The organism is Curtobacterium flaccumfaciens (assembly GCF_013359815.1).
Taxonomy (GTDB): domain Bacteria; phylum Actinomycetota; class Actinomycetes; order Actinomycetales; family Microbacteriaceae; genus Curtobacterium; species Curtobacterium flaccumfaciens.
Window position 1 is genome coordinate 303,876 of record NZ_JABMCF010000033.1, and the last position, 17,558, is coordinate 321,433.

Annotated in this window: 16 protein-coding genes; 6 read left to right on the forward strand and 10 right to left on the reverse strand. The window is 70.0% G+C overall.

Annotation, left to right across the window (positions count from 1 at the left end; genetic code table 11):
- Positions 1-21 precede the first annotated feature (21 nt).
- Positions 22-327 carry a biopolymer transporter Tol gene (locus tag HP445_RS05895; protein WP_128780850.1) on the reverse strand — a complete coding sequence of 102 codons (306 nt, stop codon included), beginning with the start codon at positions 325-327 and terminating at the stop codon, positions 22-24.
- Positions 328-371: 44 nt separating this feature from the next.
- Here HP445_RS05895 and HP445_RS05900 point away from each other — a divergent pair, with 44 nt between their 5' ends.
- The gene (locus tag HP445_RS05900) at positions 372-1,445 is read left to right on the forward strand and encodes a spore photoproduct lyase family protein (protein ID WP_128780851.1); all 1,074 of its coding nucleotides are present in this window, start codon (positions 372-374) and stop codon (positions 1,443-1,445) included.
- A gap of 16 nt (positions 1,446-1,461) precedes the next feature.
- Here the strand turns inward: HP445_RS05900 and HP445_RS05905 are convergent, their stop codons facing one another.
- A complete protein-coding gene (locus tag HP445_RS05905; RefSeq protein ID WP_128780852.1) occupies positions 1,462-2,562 on the reverse strand; it encodes an SDR family oxidoreductase in 1,101 nt (366 codons plus the stop codon).
- 122 nt (positions 2,563-2,684) lie between these two features.
- Between HP445_RS05905 and HP445_RS05910 the strand changes: the two genes are divergently transcribed.
- Together HP445_RS05910 and HP445_RS05915 are read left to right on the forward strand one after the other, a co-directional pair.
- Positions 2,685-3,278 carry a nucleotidyltransferase domain-containing protein gene (locus HP445_RS05910; protein ID WP_164941202.1) on the forward strand — a complete coding sequence of 198 codons (594 nt, stop codon included), beginning with the start codon at positions 2,685-2,687 and terminating at the stop codon, positions 3,276-3,278.
- Between the two features lie 41 nt (positions 3,279-3,319).
- Entirely contained in the window at positions 3,320-3,676 is a 357-nt protein-coding gene (locus HP445_RS05915; protein WP_128780854.1) for a hypothetical protein, read from the forward strand.
- A 22-nt stretch (positions 3,677-3,698) separates the two neighbouring features.
- On the opposite strand, the gene HP445_RS05920 is transcribed toward HP445_RS05915, so the two are convergent.
- Complete coding sequence (locus tag HP445_RS05920) at positions 3,699-4,097, reverse strand: DUF3253 domain-containing protein (RefSeq protein ID WP_128780855.1); 399 nt, start codon at positions 4,095-4,097, stop codon at positions 3,699-3,701.
- 81 nt (positions 4,098-4,178) lie between these two features.
- On the opposite strand from HP445_RS05920, the gene HP445_RS05925 reads away from it, so the two are divergent.
- Positions 4,179-5,519 carry an alpha-amylase family glycosyl hydrolase gene (locus tag HP445_RS05925; RefSeq protein ID WP_241660430.1) on the forward strand — a complete coding sequence of 447 codons (1,341 nt, stop codon included), beginning with the start codon at positions 4,179-4,181 and terminating at the stop codon, positions 5,517-5,519.
- An 80-nt stretch (positions 5,520-5,599) separates the two neighbouring features.
- Here the strand turns inward: HP445_RS05925 and mmsB are convergent, their stop codons facing one another.
- The 3 genes from mmsB to chvE all read right to left on the reverse strand — a co-directional run bounded on the left by mmsB (position 5,600) and on the right by chvE (position 9,551).
- A complete protein-coding gene (gene mmsB / locus HP445_RS05930) occupies positions 5,600-6,781 on the reverse strand; it encodes a multiple monosaccharide ABC transporter permease (RefSeq protein ID WP_027466160.1) in 1,182 nt (393 codons plus the stop codon).
- Complete coding sequence (gene mmsA, locus HP445_RS05935; protein ID WP_027466161.1) at positions 6,768-8,321, reverse strand: multiple monosaccharide ABC transporter ATP-binding protein; 1,554 nt, start codon at positions 8,319-8,321, stop codon at positions 6,768-6,770. The genes mmsB and mmsA overlap by 14 nt, the downstream gene beginning before the upstream one ends.
- Positions 8,322-8,423: 102 nt before the next feature.
- Complete coding sequence (gene chvE, locus HP445_RS05940) at positions 8,424-9,551, reverse strand: multiple monosaccharide ABC transporter substrate-binding protein (RefSeq protein ID WP_111029920.1); 1,128 nt, start codon at positions 9,549-9,551, stop codon at positions 8,424-8,426.
- Positions 9,552-9,730: 179 nt separating this feature from the next.
- On the opposite strand from chvE, the gene HP445_RS05945 reads away from it, so the two are divergent.
- Positions 9,731-10,780, forward strand: a complete 1,050-nt coding sequence (locus tag HP445_RS05945; protein WP_071404246.1) for a LacI family DNA-binding transcriptional regulator — start codon at positions 9,731-9,733, stop codon at positions 10,778-10,780.
- Positions 10,781-11,032: 252 nt separating this feature from the next.
- Here the strand turns inward: HP445_RS05945 and HP445_RS05950 are convergent, their stop codons facing one another.
- From HP445_RS05950 to HP445_RS05965, 4 genes are all read right to left on the reverse strand, one after another.
- Complete coding sequence (locus tag HP445_RS05950) at positions 11,033-11,986, reverse strand: carbohydrate ABC transporter permease (protein ID WP_128780856.1); 954 nt, start codon at positions 11,984-11,986, stop codon at positions 11,033-11,035.
- A gap of 4 nt (positions 11,987-11,990) precedes the next feature.
- Positions 11,991-12,959 (reverse strand): carbohydrate ABC transporter permease, encoded by a 969-nt coding sequence (locus HP445_RS05955; protein WP_071247863.1) that lies wholly within the window; start codon positions 12,957-12,959, stop codon positions 11,991-11,993.
- Positions 12,960-13,028: 69 nt separating this feature from the next.
- Positions 13,029-14,345, reverse strand: a complete 1,317-nt coding sequence (locus HP445_RS05960) for an ABC transporter substrate-binding protein (protein WP_241660431.1) — start codon at positions 14,343-14,345, stop codon at positions 13,029-13,031.
- Positions 14,342-16,348, reverse strand: coding sequence for a glycoside hydrolase family 127 protein (locus HP445_RS05965; RefSeq protein WP_128780858.1), 2,007 nt, complete (start codon positions 16,346-16,348; stop codon positions 14,342-14,344). Before HP445_RS05965 ends, HP445_RS05960 begins: the two co-directional genes overlap by 4 nt.
- 164 nt (positions 16,349-16,512) lie before the next feature.
- On the opposite strand from HP445_RS05965, the gene HP445_RS05970 reads away from it, so the two are divergent.
- A complete protein-coding gene (locus HP445_RS05970) occupies positions 16,513-17,511 on the forward strand; it encodes a LacI family DNA-binding transcriptional regulator (protein WP_128780859.1) in 999 nt (332 codons plus the stop codon).
- Positions 17,512-17,558 lie beyond the last annotated feature (47 nt).

Here is a 17,558-nt window from a genome sequence, read left to right on the forward strand (position 1 = left end):
TCGCGGGCGTCATGGGAAGGATCAGTCGTGGTCGAGGGCGTCCAGGTCGGCGAGGGCCTGCTCGGCATCGGCGATCCGGTCGGCCTCGGGGCGGGTCCACCACTCGGGGCCGCGTTCGCCCAGGCCGTGCTTGGCCAGGCCGTTCCGGTGCCGGACCGCCGCCAGGGCCTCCTCGTCGCCCGCGCGCTTCGCGGTCTTCACGGCGTTGCGCCCGCGTCCCAGGTGGGAGCGGAGTGCGGCGGCGAGTTCTTCGGGCAGGGCGGGGTCGGTGCGGCGCCAGCGTCGGCCGTCCACGACGAAGAAGTGGTCGTCGGGTTCGGCGGTCATGGTCCGAGTCTGCACCGTCGGTGGTGCCGGGTAGACAGGAGCCGATGAGCCACGAACGCGTCCGCCCGATGCTCGACGTCCGACGCATCTACGCCGAGCCGGCCGCCCTCGAACTCCAGCGCGGGCAGGAGATCGTCGGGCGCTGGCCGGACGCTGAGATCGTCCCGGTCGAGTCGCACTGGAACATCCCCGAGGTGCACGGCGACGAACGGAACGTCCAGCGCTGGGTGCGGATCAAGACCGAGGCGCTCGTGCTCGGCGTGAAGAAGTCGTTGGTGACCCGGCCGAACGGTCGCTCCGCCGACTTCATCGCACCGTCCACCGCGAACGGCTGCGCGATGGCGTGCGCCTACTGCTACGTGCCGCGGCGCAAGGGCTACAGCAACCCCGTGACGGTGTTCGCGAACATCGACCAGATCACCAAGCACGTGGCGCGGAACATCGCCAAGCAGGGGCCGAAGACCGAACCGAACCAGTGCGACCCGGAAGCCTGGGTCTACGACATCGGCGAGAACAGCGACTGCTCGGTCGACGCGATGATCAGCGACAACGTCCGCGACCTCTGTGACCTGTTCCGGATGACGCCGACGGCCAAGGCCTCGTTCGCCACGAAGTACGTCAACCGCGACCTGCTCGACTGGGACCCGATGGGCCGGACCCGGATCCGCTTCTCGCTGATGCCACACGAGACCGCGAAGGTCACCGACATCCGCACGAGCCCGATCGCCGAGCGCATCGCCGCGGTGAACGACTTCGTCGACGCCGGCTACGAGGTCCACCTGAACTTCTCGCCGGTCATCCTCACGCCGACGTGGGAGTCGGACTGGGCCGAGCTGCTCCGGCAGGTCGACGACGTGCTGTCCCCGGCCGCCAAGGCGCAGATCGCGGCCGAGGTGATCTTCCTGACCCACAACCAGCCCCTGCACGAGGTCAACCTCGGGTGGCACCCCAAGGCCGAGGAGCTGCTCTGGCGTCCGGACCTGCAGGAGCAGAAGGTGTCCCAGAACGGTGCCGTGAACGTGCGCTACCGGTCCGGCATGAAGGGGCAGCTCGTCGAGCGCTTCCGCGAACTCGTGGCCGAGCACCTGCCGTCCTGCCGGATCCGGTACGCCTTCTGACCGGCCCCCCGACCGATCAGGGGATGAGGCGGTCGGCCCGGTACCGGGCGAACAGGTCCGCGAAGGCCTGCTCGGTCCGCCGGAACGCCGTGAACCCGGCGTCGCGGCTCTTCCCCATGTCGGTGACGACCTCCATCGCACGACCGAGGTCGGCATCGGTGTGCCACCACGAGGCGAGCCGGGTGATGTCGGCTTCGGCGAGACCGTGGCGCTCGGCGATGCCGGCCCACTCGGACTCATACGGCGCCATCTGCTCCTCGAGCGGTCGCGGAGCGTCCTCGTAGCCCACCACGCGCGCGGGGTCGACGCCGAGGTGCGCGGCCAGGCGCGGCCACATCCAGCGCCACCGGAAGACGTCACCGTTGACGATGTTGAACGGCTCGTCCGCACCCTCGGGTGACGTCGAGGCCCACACCATGTGCTCGGCGAGGATGCCGGCGTCGGTCATGTCGGTCAGCCCGTTCCACTGTGCCTCGCTGCCCGGGAACACGAAGTCCAGGTCGAGTTCCTTCGCCAGCGTGGCCTGCACGGCGAGTGTGAGGCCCATGTTCATGGCGTTGCCGACCGCGTGCCCGATCACGGTGTGCGAGCGGTGCACGGACCAGGTGAACCCCTGGCGTTTGGCAGCGGCGAAGAGCTCGTCCTCCTGCGCGTAGTAGAAGTTCGGGGTGTCGAGGCGCGGTTCCTCCTCGTGGAAGGGGGTGTCGGGCATCTCGCCCGCGGCGTACGCCTCGAACGGGCCGAGGTAGTGCTTCAGGCCGGTGACCAGGGCGACGTGCTCGAGCGGAGCGTGCGACAGCGCCGCGAGCAGGTCGCGGACCATGCCGCCGTTGACGCGGATGTTCTCCGCCTCGGTGTCCTGCCGCTGCCAGGCGGTGAAGAAGACGTGGGTCGGGTGCTCGTCGGCGAGTGCGGCCGCCAGGCTCTCCGGGTCGCGCAGGTCGGCTGCGACGGTCCGGACGCCCTGTTCAGCGAGCGGTCGGCGGGAGAGTGCCGTCACTGCCCAGCCGAGGTCGAGCAGGTGGCGCACCAGGGCGGAACCGGTGATGCCACTGGCTCCGACGACCAGGGCTTCGCGGCGGGCAGAGGTCTGTGCGGTCGATCCGGTTGCAGTCATCCTTCGATGCAACCGACGTTGGACGACACGTGTTCCCTCCTCACGTACCGTCGCGCGCTGAGTGTGCACAAAAACGCCCCATGTGTACCGCTGATCGGTACACTTCTTGCGGAGGCATCGACATGCAACTCGTGAAACCACTCGCCACACTGCTGGGGGCCACGCAAGCTGACGCGCTCCGCGTCCTCGCCCGGACCGATTCCGGCATGACCGGACGCCAGGTGGCGCGGGTCGCGGGCGCTGCGCAGCACACCGGCATCAAACGCGCGCTCGACAAGCTCGAGGCAGCAGGGCTCGTGCAGGTCGAGCGCGGTCTGCAGCACTCGGCCTACCGGGTCAACCGGGAACACCTGCTCTGGCCAGCGGTGGAACTCGGCCTCGAAGCAGGCGACGAACTCGAACGTCGGATCGGCGCCTACGTCGAGTCGGCGGAGGCCGGGGTCCTCTCGGTCTCGATCTTCGGGTCAGTCGCCCGGGGCACCGCGACGCCGGCGTCCGACCTGGACCTCCTCGTCGTCTTCGAGCAGACCGTCGACACCGACGTCGTCGTCCGCCTCGGTGACCTCGTCCGGCGGTGGACCGGCAACGAGTGCCAGGTGTTCGACGTGACCCGCGCTGATCTCCGTCGGTTCGTGGCCGAGGGAGACCCGCTCGTCGGGTCGTGGCGAGAAGAAGCCCGAACAGTCTTCGGCGAGGAGATCAGGACGTACCTCTGATGGGCGCCCGCGTGCGCGCCGTCGACAGGGCCGCAGTCGCGATGCGCCGAGACGAAGCGCAGTCCTACCTCGAGGTCGCGCTCCTCTCCGTCGAGTCGACGAGTCACGCGGACTGGAAGGCCGCCGGTGCGAACGCTGTGCTCGGCGGGATCGCGGCGTCGGACGCTCTTTGCGGTGCGATCCTCGGCTACCACCACCTCGGTGACGACCACGCCGCCGCTCGTCGGCTGCTCGACCAGGCCTGCGCACCGGACACGCGACCCGGCCTGCACTTCAAGCGTCTGACCGATGAGAAGACGAACTTCCAGTACTCGACGTCGCGCGTGACCCAGGAGAAGACACGGGCGCTGGTGACCGCGCTCGAGCGGCTCATCCGCACGGTTCACGAGCGCACCTGAAACAGGCGCGCCGCGACCCGGATCACCGCGGACGGCGGATGCGGATCGGGCCCTTGGCGGTCGACGGGTCGACGACGGACCCGCCCTGGGTGATCTCGACCTCGCCGCGCGCGACCATGCGCCGGGCGGCTCGACGTGCCGGCTCCATCAGCGGTCGCCAGTCGTCCGGGGCGAGTGAGCGTGCGACCTCGGACGGGCAGATGCTCGAGGTCCGCGCCCGTGCCGCGAGCAGTTCGTCGATGCGCTGCTCGAGGGCCCGGTCGGTGTCGTCGAGACCGTGTCGGCGGCAGGCTGCCGAACACCGCTTCGCCTCCGGTGCCGCCGAGGACGGCATCCGTCGCCCGCACGAGGCGCAGGTCCGTTCGGCGTGTGCCGACTCCGATGCCGACGCATCGGCTTCCGTCCTGATCGCCCGTCCCATGGCCCCATCCTCGTCCTGCTCGGCAGGGCGGTCCACAGCCACCACGCGCACGGTCCAGGTGCGCCTGGCAGCATCGGAGCAGTGAATCCCGACACCGCCCCCGCCCGTCCGTCCGAGCCGGCCTGGGTCCAGCACGTCATGTGGTGGCACGTCTACCCGCTCGGCTTCGTCGGCGCCGAGGTCCGCCCCGCGTCACCGGTGGGGGAGCGTCCGCTCGAACACCGCCTCGACCGCCTGACCGGCTGGCTCGACCACGTCGTCGACCTCGGTCTGAACGGCCTGCTGCTCGGCCCCGTGTTCGCGAGCTCGACCCACGGGTACGACACGGTCGACCACTTCCGCATCGACCCGCGCCTGGGCGACGACGCCGACTTCGACGCCCTGGTCACCGCGGCGCACGAGCGGGGCGTGCGGGTGCTGCTGGACGGGGTGTTCAACCACGTCGGCCGTGAGCACCCGGCGTTCCGTGCGTTGTCGGACCAGGGCCCGGAGGCGCCCACCGCCGACCTGTTCGCCATCGACTGGTCCGGGTGGCAGTCGGGGCAGCCCGTGCCCGTCGGACTGTTCGAGGGCCACGACATCCTCGTCGCGCTCGACCACGGCAGCCGTGCCACCGAGGACCTCGTGGTGGAGGTGATGACGCACTGGCTGGCCCGCGGCGTCGACGGTTGGCGGCTCGACGCGGCGTACGCGGTGCCGCCGGCGTTCTGGGCGCGGGTCCTGCCGCGGGTGCGGGAGCGTTTCCCGGACGCCTGGTTCAGCGGCGAGGTGATCCACGGCGACGCGGCCGCGATCGCACGCGACTCGACGATGGACTCGCTGACCCAGTACGAGCTGTGGCAGGGGATCTGGCACGGCATCGCGGACCGCAACGGCCACGAGCTCGCACACGCGGTCGAGCGGCACGACGCGCTGCTGTCGACCTTCGCCCCGACCACGTTCGTCGGCAACCACGACGTCACCCGGATCGCGAGCGCGGTGGGGGAGCGGTTCGCCGGGCACGCCGCCGCGGTGCTGTTCACGGTGGCGGGGACCCCGGTGGTCTACGCCGGCGACGAGTACGGCTGGACCGGGGTGAAGGAGGAACGCGAGGGCGGCGACGACGCGGTCCGCCCGGAGTTCCCAGCCGAGGTGCCGGCGCCGACGGACCTGACCCACGCGCACGAGGCGCTCATCGCCCTGCGCCGTCGGAACCCGTGGCTGCACCGCGCGCACACCGACGTCGTGCACCTGACCAACACCGCCGTGGTGCTGCGGACCGCGACGGCGGACGCCGCCGTGGTGACCGCCCTGAACCTGTCGGACGACCCCGTCGAGGTGCCCGTGGCCGACGCGACGCAGGTCGAGGCGGGCGGGGCCGATCTCGGGGACGGGACCCTGCGCCTCCCGGCCGGGGGTTGGGCCGTCCTGTCGCGTTCGTGAGCAGAAACGGTCGGGTCCCCATCGAGGACCCGACCGTTTCTGCTCACCAAGCGAACACGCGCACGCGCACGCGCGCCCCGCTACTTGCGCGCGGACGCCGCCCGGCGCTTGTTGAACACGTCGAACGCGACGGCGGCGAGCAGCACCAGGCCCTTGATCAGGGACTGGAACTCGGTGCCGACACCGAGGATCGACATGCCGTTGTTCAGCAGACCGATGATCAGACCGCCGACGATGGCTCCCGGCACGGTGCCGATGCCACCGGTGACGGCCGCGCCACCGATGAAGACGGCGGCGATGGCGTCGAGCTCGAAGCCGTTGCCCGCGCCCGGTGCCGCCAGGTTGAGCTGGCCGGTGAAGACCACGCCCGCCAGGGCCGAGATGACACCCATGTTGACGAAGAGCAGGAACGTCACGCGCTTCGTCTTCACACCCGACAGCTGCGCGGCCAGGGCGTTGCCACCGATCGCGTAGATGTGACGGCCGAACACCGCGCTCCGCATGACGACCGAGTAGATCACCACGAGGGCGCCGAGCACGACGAGCACGATCGGGGTGCCGTTGTAGCTGGCGAGCAGGAGCGCCACGTAGATCACGAGCACGGCGCCGAAGGCCGTCTTCACGATGAACCAGGCGAACGGCTCGCTCTCGAGCTGGTACTTGCGACGCGTGATGCGACCGCGGAACGCCGCGATCACCATGACGGCCGCGGCGGCGAAGCCGAGGATCATCGTGAGCGGCTCGTACCCGGTGGTGCCGAAGGACGGCAGGAAGCCGGAGCCGAGCGAGCGGAAGCCGGCGGGGAACGGCGAGATCTGCTGGTTCTGCAGGACGATCTGGGCCGCGCCGCGGAAGGCGAGCATGCCCGCCAGCGTCACGATGAACGCCGGGATCCCGAAGTACGCGATCCAGAAGCCCTGCCAGGCGCCGACGAGTGCACCGACCACCAGGCAGAGCACGACCGCGATCGGCCACGGGATGTTCCACTGCGTGATCATCACGCCGGCCATGGCACCGGTGAAGGCGACCACCGACCCGACCGACAGGTCGATGTGGCCGGCGATGATGACCATGACCATGCCGATGGCCAGGATGAGGATGTAGCTGTTCTGGACGATCAGGTTCGAGACGTTGATCGGGGCCAGCGTGATGCCGTTCGTGGTCACCTGGAAGAAGATGACGATGACGATCAGCGCGATGAACAGGCCGATCTGTCGGAGCTGCCCGGTGAGGTAGCCGACGGCGGACTTAAGCGCGTTCATTGACAGGGGTCTCCCGTTCCTGGGTCATGTACTGCATGAGGACCTCGGGCGTCGCCTCGGCGCGCGGGACGTCGGCCGTGATGGTGCCCTCGGAGAGGGTGTAGATGCGGTCGCAGATGCCGAGCAGTTCGGGGAGCTCGGAGGAGATCACGATGACCGCCTTCCCCTGGTCGGCGAGCTGGTTGATGATCGTGTAGATCTCGTACTTCGCGCCGACGTCGATGCCGCGGGTCGGCTCGTCGAGGATGAGCACGTCGGGGTCGGCGTACATCCACTTCGACAGGACGACCTTCTGCTGGTTCCCGCCGGAGAGCTTCCCCGTCACGACGTCGACGTTCGGCGCCTTGATGTTCAGGCTCTTGAGGAACTGGGTCGCGACGGTGGTCTCCTCCGAGGAGTTCACGAAGCCCCAGTTGGCGAGCTTGCCGAGGGCCGACCCGGAGATGTTCCGCTTGATGTCGTCGATCAGGTTCAGGCCGTAGCGCTTGCGGTCCTCGGTGACGTAGGCGATGCCGTTGTCGATCGCCTGCGAGACGGTGTGCGTCTTGATCGGGGTGCCGCGCTTGTAGACGGTGCCGCTGATGCCGGTGCCGTAGGACTGACCGAAGACGCTCATCGCGAGTTCCGTGCGGCCGGCGCCCATGAGCCCGGCGATGCCGACGACCTCGCCGGCGCGGACGTTGAGGTTGGCCTGGTGGATGATCTCGCGCGACGAGTCGAGCTGGTGGTGGACGGTCCAGTCCTCGATCCGCAGCAGTTCCTCGCCGATGACGGGGTTCTCGCGCTCGGGGTACCGGTTCGACAGGTCACGGCCGACCATCCCGCGGATGATCCGGTCCTCGGACACGTCATCGGCCCGCATGTCGAGTGTCTCGATGGTCTTGCCGTCGCGGATGATCGTGACCTTGTCCGCGATCGCCTTGATCTCGTTGAGCTTGTGGCTGATGATGATCGCCGTCATGCCCTCGGCCTGCAGCGAGCGGATGAGCTCGAGCAGGTGCGCGGAGTCGTCGTCGTTCAGCGCGGCGGTGGGCTCGTCGAGGATGAGGAGCTTCACCTCCTTCGAGAGCGCCTTCGCGATCTCGACGAGCTGCTGCTTGCCGACACCGAGGTCGACGACCTTGGTGACGGGGTTGTCCTTCAGCCCGACGCGCTTGAGCAGCTCGGCGGCCGTCAGGTTCGTCTTGTTCCAGTCGATGAAGCCGCCCTTGGACTGCTCGTTGCCGAGGAAGATGTTCTCGGCGATCGACAGGAAGGGGCTGAGCGCCAGCTCCTGGTGGATGATGACGACGCCCGCAGCCTCGGAGTCGTTGATGTTCGCGAACCGCACGGGTTCGCCGTCGAGCAGGATCTCGCCGTCGAAGGAGCCGGCCGGGTAGACACCCGACAGCACCTTCATGAGCGTCGACTTGCCCGCGCCGTTCTCGCCGCAGATCGCGTGGACCTGGCCGCGCTCGACCTCGATCGAGACACCCTGCAGGGCCTTGACGCCGGGGAACGTCTTGGTGATGTCCCGCATCTCGAGGATGGTGTCCGCCATGTGGACGCCTTTCCGTCGTGCGCGCGTGCGCGCGCTGGTGGAGACGGACTGGAGGCGCGGTGCGGGCTGGCACCGCGCCTCCGGTCCGTGAGATGGGCCTGACTACTTCAGGTCGGCTTCGGTGTAGTACCCGGAGTCCACGAGGACTTCCTTGTAGTTGTCCTTCGTGACGACCGTCGGCTGGAACAGGAAGGTCGGGACGACCTTGACCTTGTTGTCGTAGCTTTTCGTGTCGTTGACCTCGGGGTCCTTGCCGGTGAGCAGGTCCTCGGCCATGGTGACGGACTGCTTGGCGAGCTTGCGCGTGTCCTTGTAGATCGTCGAGTACTGCTGGCCGGCGATGATCGACTTGACCGAGGCTGCCTCGGCGTCCTGGCCCGTGACCGTCGGGAGCGGACGGTCGCTCGTGCCGTACCCGGCGCCCTGGAGCGCCGAGATGATGCCGATCGAGATGCCGTCGTACGGCGAGAGCACGCCGTCGAGCGTGGTGCCGCCGGAGTAGGACTTCGCGATCAGGTTCTGCATGCGGGCCTTGGCCGTGGCCGGGTCCCACTGCTGCGTCGCGGCCTGGGACAGCTCGTCCTGGCCGGACTGGATCTTCAGCGTGCCGTCCTCGAGGTACGGCTTGAGCGTCTTCATGGCGCCGTTGAAGAAGAACCCGGCGTTGTTGTCGTCGAGCGAGCCGGCGAAGACCTCGATGTTGAAGGGGCCCTTCTCGCCGGTCTTCTTGCCGTCCGCGTCGAGCACGCCCAGGCCGGTGAGCAGGCTGTTCGCCTGGTCGACACCGACCTTCTCGTTGTCGAAGGACACGTAGTAGTCGACGTTCTTGTTGCCCGTGAGCAGGCGGTCGTACGAGATCACCTTGATGCCGGCCTTGGCGGCGGCGTCGAGCTGGTCGGAGAGCGCGCCACCGTCGATCGACGCGATGATCAGGACCTTCGCGCCCTTGGTGATCATGTTGCTGACCTGCTGGGCCTGCTGCTGGACCTTGTTGTCGCCGTACTCGAGGTCGACCTTGTAGCCGGCCTTCTCGAGGTCGCTCTTGACGGCGTTGCCGTCCTTGATCCACCGCTCGGAGACCTTGGTGGGCATGGCGACGCCGACGAGGGCGCCCTTGTTGTCGCCGCTGCCGCCACCATCGGTGGACGCACGGCCGCCGGCCGAGCAAGCGGCCAGCGAGATCGCGATGCCGACGGCTGCGACGCCCGCGATGATCCTGCGCTTCATCATCGAAGTACCTCTGTTCCTTCGCGTCGTCCTCGACGCGGTCGGGTGCCGGGGCTGCTGTGCCCCGTGGGATGCGCTCGTGTGAGCGCTCACATCTTGTGGGTTCCGTGACGGGGTGTCAACTCAACACCGCCGTTTCGTGATCTTGCCGCGGCGACCGGACCGAGCGGTACGGTTGGCGCGTGAGCACCACGACCGCCCCCGAGGGCAGGGGCGGCAAGCGCCGGAAGGCCCCGACGATCTTCGACGTCGCCGAACGCGCCGGCGTGTCCCACCAGACCGTCTCCCGCGTGATCAACGGCGACCCGACCGTCCGCGAGCAGTTCCGGACGCAGGTCACCGACGCCGTCACCGAGCTCGGGTACCGGCCCCGCGCCGCCGCCCGGGCGCTCGCCGGTGGGCGGAGCAAGGCGCTCGGCATCATCACCGCCGGCGACGCGCTGTACGGCCCGTCGAGCACCTCGATCGGCTTCGAACGGGCCGCCCGCTCCGCCGGGTACCACGTGCTGCTGTCGACCCTGCCCGAGGAACCGCGGCCGTCCGACCTGTCCGGGGCGCTCACCACGCTGCTGGCGCAGGACGTCGCCGCGATCGTGCTCGTCGCCGCCGACAACCGGGTGCTCGACGCCCTCGCCTCGCTCACCGTGCCGGTCACGGTGCCCGTCGTGGTGTCGAACGCCGTGCAGCGCGACGCCGTCCGGACCCCGGTCGCGCCGAGCGTCGCCGCCGTCGCCATCGACCAGGCGGCCGGCACCTCGCTCGTCATGCAGCACCTGTTCGACCGCGGACACCGCCGGATCGTGCACATCGCCGGGCCGCACGTGTCGCAGGAGTCCGAGGTGCGCCGCGCGACATACGTGCGGATCATGCAGGACGCCGGGCTGGAACCGGTCGTGCTCGAGGGCGACTGGACCCCGGCGAGCGGCTTCGCGGCCGCCCGGCACATCGACGTGGGGACGGTCGACGCCGTCTTCGCGGGCAACGACCAGATGGCGCTCGGGGTGCTGCACGCCTTCGCCGACGAGGGGCTGCGTGTGCCCGACGACATCGCGGTCGTGGGGTTCGACGACGTCCCCGAGGCCGCGCACTTCACGCCGCCGCTGACCACCGTGCGGCAGGACTTCCGGGCGATGGGGGAGCGGGTGCTCGACACCGTGCGGGCCCTGGTCGAGGGGGAGCCCCGCGACGAGACGCTGCTCGCGCCCGAGCTGGTGGTGCGGCGCAGCACGTAGCGCCCCCTCGCACCGTGCGGCGGTGTGCAGGTGGTGCGAGGTTCTCCCGTGCGCGGGGCCGCGGCGCACGGTGCAGCGTTGTGCGGCCGGTGCGAGGTTGATCGCTCGGTGCGGCGCTACAACCCCGCACCGAGCGATCGACCCCGCACCGGTTGAGGGGCCGCGCACGGTGCGAGGCCGCGCACAACCCCGCACCGGCCGAGCGGCCGCGCACGGTGCGAGACCGTGCACGACCCCGAGCTGACCCGACCGTCAGCCCTTCAACGCCCCGGACGACAGCCCGGCGACGTAGAACCGTTGCAACCCGACGTACAGCGCGATGCACGGGATCATCGCCACCACCGACCCGGCGACGAGGTTGCCGTACGACACCTGCCCGTACGCCCCGGTCTGCAGGTTGAGCAGCGCGACCGGCAGCGTGTAGAGCGAGTCCTTCGTCAGGAACGTCAGGGCTCCGAGGAACTCCGTCCACGACGCCAGGAAGGCGTAGAGCGCCGCGGTCGCCGCCCCGGGCAGGAGCAGCGGGCGGAGCACCGACACGACGACCCGGAAGCGCGAGGCGCCGTCGACGAAGGCCGAGTCCTCGAGCTCGGTGGGGATCGACTCGAACGCGTTCCGCATCACGAACACCCCGAACGGCAGGTTCACCGTCGTGTAGAACAGCACGAGTCCGAGCAGCGAGTTCGTCAGCCCCATGGCGTTCATCTCGAGGTACAGCGGCGTGAGGATGGCCTGGAACGGCACCATCATCGTCAGCAGCACCAGGCCGAACACGAGCCCGGATCCCCGGAACCGGAAGCGGGCGAAGCCGTAGCCGGCCATCGTCGCGATCACCGCGGTCAGCACCGCCGTGGCGATCGACACGATGAGCGAGTTCACGACGCCGGTGAGCAGGTGCGACGACGAGGCGAACACGGCGGCGAAGTTCTGCCACCCGAGCTGGAAGAACGTCGCCGGGTCGGGGGCCTGCGTGATGACGGCCTCGGACTGGAACGCCCGCAGGATCGACCAGATGAGCGGGACGCCGAACACGAGCGCGGAACCGATGCCGGCGATGGCGTACAGGGTGCGCTTGACGGTGGTGTCGCGGGGGTGCTGGACGCTGCCCTGCTGGTGGCGCCGACGTCGGCCGTCGCCCGTGGTGGTCAGGGTCCTGGTGGACAGGTCCGGCGCCGCGAGGGCCGCACGGGAGGTCGTGGTGCTCATGGCGTCAGTCCTTCTCTCGCAGTGCCCAGAACTGGAACACCGTCACGGCGGCGATCACCACGACGAGGGCGATCGACTGGGCCGTCGCGGCCCCGAGCTGCAGGTTCACGAACCCGCGGTTGTAGATCGCGTTCACGATCGTCGTGGTCTCGGTGCCCGGCCCGCCCTGGGTCAGGATGTAGAACTGGTTGAAGGCCAGCAGCGAGCCGATCACCGAGATGATGACGCTCAGCGCGACGGTCGAGCGGATCATCGGGAACGTGATCAGGCGTTCGGTCTGCCACCACGAGGCTCCCTCGAGCTGCGCCGACTCGTAGACCTCGTCGGGGACGCCCTGCATCGCCGACATGAGCAGCACCATGGTCAGCCCGGACACCGCCCAGACCACGAGCACGCAGATGAGCAGCGTCGCCAGCGGGCCGTTCACGAGCCACGCGGTGCTGCCGTCGGTGATCCCGAGCCAGCGGAGCACCATGTTGACGGCCCCGGAGTTCGGCTGCGCCTCGAGCACGAGCATGAACGAGAGCGTCGTCAGCCCGACCACGTACGGCAGGAAGAACACCGTCCGCAGGATCGTGCTGCCACGGCGTCGTGCGCGGACGAGCACGGCCAGGAAGTACCCGAGCGCCAGGATCGGCAGGGTCACGATGGCCGTGTACAGCAGCGTGTAGCCGATCGCGTGCACGAACGTCGGGTCCTGGAACAGCGTCAGGTAGTTCTGCAGCCCGATGAACCGGTACGGGCCGATCAGGGGCCAGTTCGTGAACGAGATGTAGAGCGCGAACACGAGCGGGACGAGCACGAAGACGGCGACGAACAGGATCGCCGGGGCGACGAGGACGGCGCCGGTGCGCGGCGGGTGGGTGAGCGAGTTGCGGGTCCGGACGGAGCCGCCACGCCCCGGGCCGCGGCCCACGGTGGGACGGCCCGGGCCGGTCCGGCCGGCGGGGCGCCGGGTGGAGATGGTCGACATGCGTGCACCTCTCTGTGCATCAACAAGAGCGAGACGAGCGGGACGAGCGGAGAAGACAGGCAGGCAGGCTCAGGCCTGCACCTGGTCGAGGATCCGCTGGTAGTCGGACTGCGCCGTCCGCATGGCGGCAGCGCTCCCCGACCCGAACACGGCCTCGCGGAACATCGCGAAGTACGGCGACGACGGCTGGTTGTTGAGCAGGTTGTACGCCAGCGTCTGCGGTGCGTAGCCCTTCTCGATGGCGTCGAGCGGCCCGTACGCCAGCGGGAACCGCTTGCGGTACTCCGGGGTGGCGGCGTCGGACCGCGTCGGGAAGTACCCGCCGTCCGGCAGCGCCTGCTGCTGCTGGAGGCCGTTCGCGTACTGCATGAACGCCCACCCACCGGACGGGTTCGCCGCCCCGTTCGGGATGCACATGTTGTCGCCGCCGTCGAAGAACGACCGCTGGCCGTCCCACGACGGGATGAGCACCGTCTGCATCTTCGCCCGCATCGCCTTGGTGGCCGCGGGCACGGTCGCCCCGTACGAGGTCGGGAAGATCCCCACCTTGCCGGCCCGGAAGTCGGCACCCCACGTGGTGCCGGCGTCGGAGTAGGTCGCCTTCGACAGCACGCCGTCCTTCCACAGCTGCCGGTAGAACTCGAGCATGCGTTCGAGGGCCTCGTTGCCGGTGATGTTCGCCCGCTGGGAGCCCACCTCGCCGGTCATCATGTCGACCCCGGTCGCCCAGACGTGCGGCTGCGTGACGAAGCCGATGATGCCGGCGGCGTTGCCGGAGATCGACCAGCCGTACACGTCGTCGTCGAGCTTCCGGATGGCCTTCGCCGCGTCGAGCAGCGTGGACAGGTCCTTCGTCGACTCCTCGACGTCGAGCCCGGCACGTTCGAACAGCTCGGTGTTCACGAACAGCTGCGAGTTGTCGGCCAGGTAGGGCAGGCCGTAGTACCGGTCGCGGTACTCGAGCAGGCGCAGGTGCCCCGGCGAGATCGCGTCGAAGTAGTCCAGGTCCTTGACCACATCGGTCAGGTCGGCGAACGCCTCGCGGAAGATGAACAGCTGCGAGTTGATGTCGTCGATGTCGACGACGTCCGGCGGCTCACCCCCGCGGATCGCGGTCGCGAGCTTGGTCACGTACTGCGCGTCCGGCACGGGCGTCAGCTGGACCTGCAGCGCCGGGTTCGCCTTGTTGAACCCGGCGACGGCCGACGTCAGGCCGGCCTGGGTCGCTGACCGGCACCACACCTGCACGGTGCCGGTCGCGTTCTTCCCGAAGCTCGCGGGCTTCGCGACGACCTTCGGCAGGGTGCCGGAGCACCCGGCCAGGGCGAGGGCTGCCCCGCCGGCGACGCCGCCGACGAGGAACGCTCGGCGGTCCACGCCGGTCACCGAGCCAACGGGAGCCAGACGCGCATCGGCGCGGCTCCCCGGTTGGCCCACGCGTAGTACGGGACGGCGATCGCGGTGACGTCGCGACCGGCCTGGAGGCCCGTGGTGGCGCCCTGCGGACCGGCCACGTCGTCGACGTTGGCCGCGTTTCCGGCGTTATCCGATCCTCCAGACCGGGTCGCGTCCAGCCGCTGGTACGGCCAGGCCGGCTGCACGTGCTCGGCCGGGGCGTGCCCCGGGATCCGCAGCGTGACGACGCCGTCGAGCAGGTCGTCGCGGCGCTCCTCGGTGATCGGCGCGTCCGCGTCGACCGTCAGGTCGTCGACCGTGAAGCCCTGCTGGTCCGCCTGCTCGACCGCGTACACGAGCGGGCCGCGCTCGACCGCGACCTGCCCGCGGGCGGCGTCGATGCGGGCGTCGGCGACGTAGCGGTGCGGCGTCGTGTCGAAGACGAGCTCGACGGTGTCGCCCGCCGACCACTCGCGGTCGACGACGTGCAGCGTCCCCGCCGTGGGGTTCGCGGACCCGTCCGGACCCGTGACCGTCGTGGTGTCCGACCAGGCCGGGATCCGCAGACCCAGGGCGAGCGGGCCGTCCTCGGTGACCGTGACACGGACGCGGCCCTCGTGCGGGTAGTCGGTCTCGACCCGCACCGGACCGAGGTCGGCGGTGGCGTACTGGTGGACCTGCAGCCCGCCGTCGGTCGCGGTCGCCAGGTAGCCGTCGAGGCTCGCGAAGGTGCGCATGATGTTCGGCGGGCAGCAGGCGCAGTCGAACCATCCACGGCGCCCGTGGGCGGGGGAGCGGTTCTCGTCCTGGTGGGCGTGGTCGCGCTGCTGCAGCGGGTTCACGTAGAAGTACTCGGTGCCGGCCAGGCTCACCCCGGCGAGGAACGCGTTGTACAGCAGACGCTCGATCGCGTCGGCGTAGACGGGCTTGCCGGTGGCGAGCAGCAGCCGCCAGGCCCACTGCACCCCGCCGATGGCCGCGCAGGTCTCGGCGTAGCCGCGGTCGGTCGGCAGCTCGTACGGGTCGCCGAACGCCTCCCAGTCCCAGCGCGCCCCGAGTCCGCCGGTGATGAAGGCCTTCGTCGCCATCATGTCCGCGAACTGCGTCTCGCTCGCGGTGAGGAGCTCGGTGTCCCCGGTCTCGATCGCGACGTCCACGGCGCCCGCCGCCAGGTACACGGCGCGCACGGCGTGGCCTTCGACCGTCGTGGCCTGCCGGCTCGGCACCCGGTCGGAGAAGTACGTCGGCTCGCCGCCGGCGCGCTCGATGATCCCGTGCCCGCGGGCGTCGACGAACCAGTGCGCCAGGTCGAGGTAGTCACGGTTGCCGGTCTCGCGGTACAGCTCGACCAGGCCCATCTCGACGACGGGGTGGCCGTCGACGTCGCGCGTCTTCGGCGTGCCGTCCGGTGCGGCGCCGTCGCCGAACGTGCGGACCAGGTGGTCGGCGTTCTTGATCGCGACGTCGAGCAGTCCGGTGTCGCCCGTCGCACGGTGCTGGGCCACGGCCGCCTGGTACAGGTGCCCGGCGCAGTACATCTCGTGGCTCCACTTGAGGTCCGTGTACCGCTCACCCTTCCCGCGCACCTGTTGCACGGAGTCCAGGTACCCGTCGTCTGCCTGGGCCCGGGCGTACAGGGCGGTGACCTCGCGCTGCAGGTCGAGCAGGTCCTCGGCAGGGGCGCGGCCGTACTCCCACGCAACGGCCTCGAGCCACTTCGTCACGTCGGAGTCCATGAAGATCGGGCCGACGGCCTCGCCCTCCTCGAGTCCCGCGGCGATGCGGAGGTTGCGGAAGTTGCCGGCCGTCTCGAGCTGCTGGTAGCCGCTGCGGACGGCGTCACGGCCGTTGCGCTCCTGGCGGAGCGCCCAGAAGCCGCCGGTGATCCGGGCGTCGCCGGTCGGCAGCGGCCGGAGCGTCAGGCGTGCGTCGGCGGTCGGGAGGACCGGGGTCGCGGTGTGCGCGCCGCGATCGGTCGCGAGCGTGGTGGTCATGTCGCCTCCTTGCGATGTGACTGGCACCGTCCGGATGGAGCTGGCCATCCGGAAAACGGTTTCTGCGGTGGACGCTACGACACGGGGCGCACGTCGCGCAAGACCATTCCGGCGGTTTTGTGTAAGGTCATCGGCACGTCCTGGTCGTCGGAAAGGTGGTTGCCGTGACGCTCGAACGCACCGGACAGCCGATCCGGATCACCGACGTGGCGGCGCTCGCCGGGGTGTCGATCGGCACCGCGTCGAAGGCGCTGAACGGCACCGGGCAGCTGCGGGACGCCACCCGGCTGCGGGTGAAGGAAGCCGCCGAGAAGCTCGGGTTCGTCGGCGATGCCCGGGCCCGTGCGCTGTCGTCGGGGCGGACCTACACCGTCGGCATGATCACCACCGACTCGTTCGGCCGGTTCTCGATCCCGGTGCTGCTCGGCGCCGAGGACGCCCTGTCCGCCGGGCGCATGGCCGTCCTGCTGTGCGACACCCGCGACGACCACGTGCGCGAGGCCCACTACCTGCGCTCCCTGGCGGCCCGCGGCGTCGACGGCATCATCGTGACCGGCCGTTCCGCCGACGCCCGGCCCCCGATCGACGTGTCGATCCCCGTCGTCTACGCATTCACGCCCTCGACCGACGACGCCGACGTGTCGATCACCCTCGACGACGCCGCCGGGTCGGCACTGGTCGCCTCGCACGTGCGCTCGCTCGGGCGGCAGCGGGTCGCGATCGTGACGGGGCCGGCACGACACCGGTCCGCGGCGCGACGGGTGGCAGGTGCCTCGTCGGTTCTCGGGTCGCACTTGGTCACCGACCCGCTGTACGGCGAGTGGTCGGAGCGCTGGGGACGGCAGGCCGTGGACGTGTTGGCTCGGGAGTCGCCCGACGTCGACGCGATCGTCTGCGGCAGCGACCAGATCGCCCGGGGCGTGTGCGACCGGCTGCGGGAGCTCGGGCGTTCGGTGCCCGGAGACGTCGCGGTCACGGGGTTCGACGACTGGGACGTGATGGCGCTCGCCTCGAGGCCGCCGCTGACCACCGTGGACCTGCGGCTCGAGGAGCTCGGACGCGTCGCGGGGCAGGCGCTCCTCGCTCTGATCGACGGCGGGACGGCGTCGTCGGCGGCTGTCACCCCGTCGCTCGTCATCCGCGAGAGCACCGTCGGCGCGTAGGGCGCGGTCGGCGCTCGGCGCTCGGGCTCGGGGCTCGCGAGGTCGCG

Excerpts from the sequence above, each read along its gene's own strand:
- HP445_RS05895 (WP_128780850.1), bottom strand. The coding sequence starts at position 327 with ATGACCGCCGAACCCGACGACCACTTCTTCGTCGTGGACGGCCGACGC.
- HP445_RS05900 (WP_128780851.1), top strand. The coding sequence starts at position 372 with ATGAGCCACGAACGCGTCCGCCCGATGCTCGACGTCCGACGCATCTAC.
- HP445_RS05905 (WP_128780852.1), bottom strand. The coding sequence starts at position 2,562 with ATGACTGCAACCGGATCGACCGCACAGACCTCTGCCCGCCGCGAAGCC.
- HP445_RS05910 (WP_164941202.1), top strand. The coding sequence starts at position 2,685 with ATGCAACTCGTGAAACCACTCGCCACACTGCTGGGGGCCACGCAAGCT.
- HP445_RS05915 (WP_128780854.1), top strand. The coding sequence starts at position 3,320 with ATGCGCCGAGACGAAGCGCAGTCCTACCTCGAGGTCGCGCTCCTCTCC.
- HP445_RS05920 (WP_128780855.1), bottom strand. The coding sequence starts at position 4,097 with ATGGGACGGGCGATCAGGACGGAAGCCGATGCGTCGGCATCGGAGTCG.
- mmsB (WP_027466160.1), bottom strand. The coding sequence starts at position 6,781 with ATGAACGCGCTTAAGTCCGCCGTCGGCTACCTCACCGGGCAGCTCCGA.
- mmsA (WP_027466161.1), bottom strand. The coding sequence starts at position 8,321 with ATGGCGGACACCATCCTCGAGATGCGGGACATCACCAAGACGTTCCCC.
- chvE (WP_111029920.1), bottom strand. The coding sequence starts at position 9,551 with ATGATGAAGCGCAGGATCATCGCGGGCGTCGCAGCCGTCGGCATCGCG.
- HP445_RS05950 (WP_128780856.1), bottom strand. The coding sequence starts at position 11,986 with ATGAGCACCACGACCTCCCGTGCGGCCCTCGCGGCGCCGGACCTGTCC.
- HP445_RS05955 (WP_071247863.1), bottom strand. The coding sequence starts at position 12,959 with ATGTCGACCATCTCCACCCGGCGCCCCGCCGGCCGGACCGGCCCGGGC.
- HP445_RS05965 (WP_128780858.1), bottom strand. The coding sequence starts at position 16,348 with ATGACCACCACGCTCGCGACCGATCGCGGCGCGCACACCGCGACCCCG.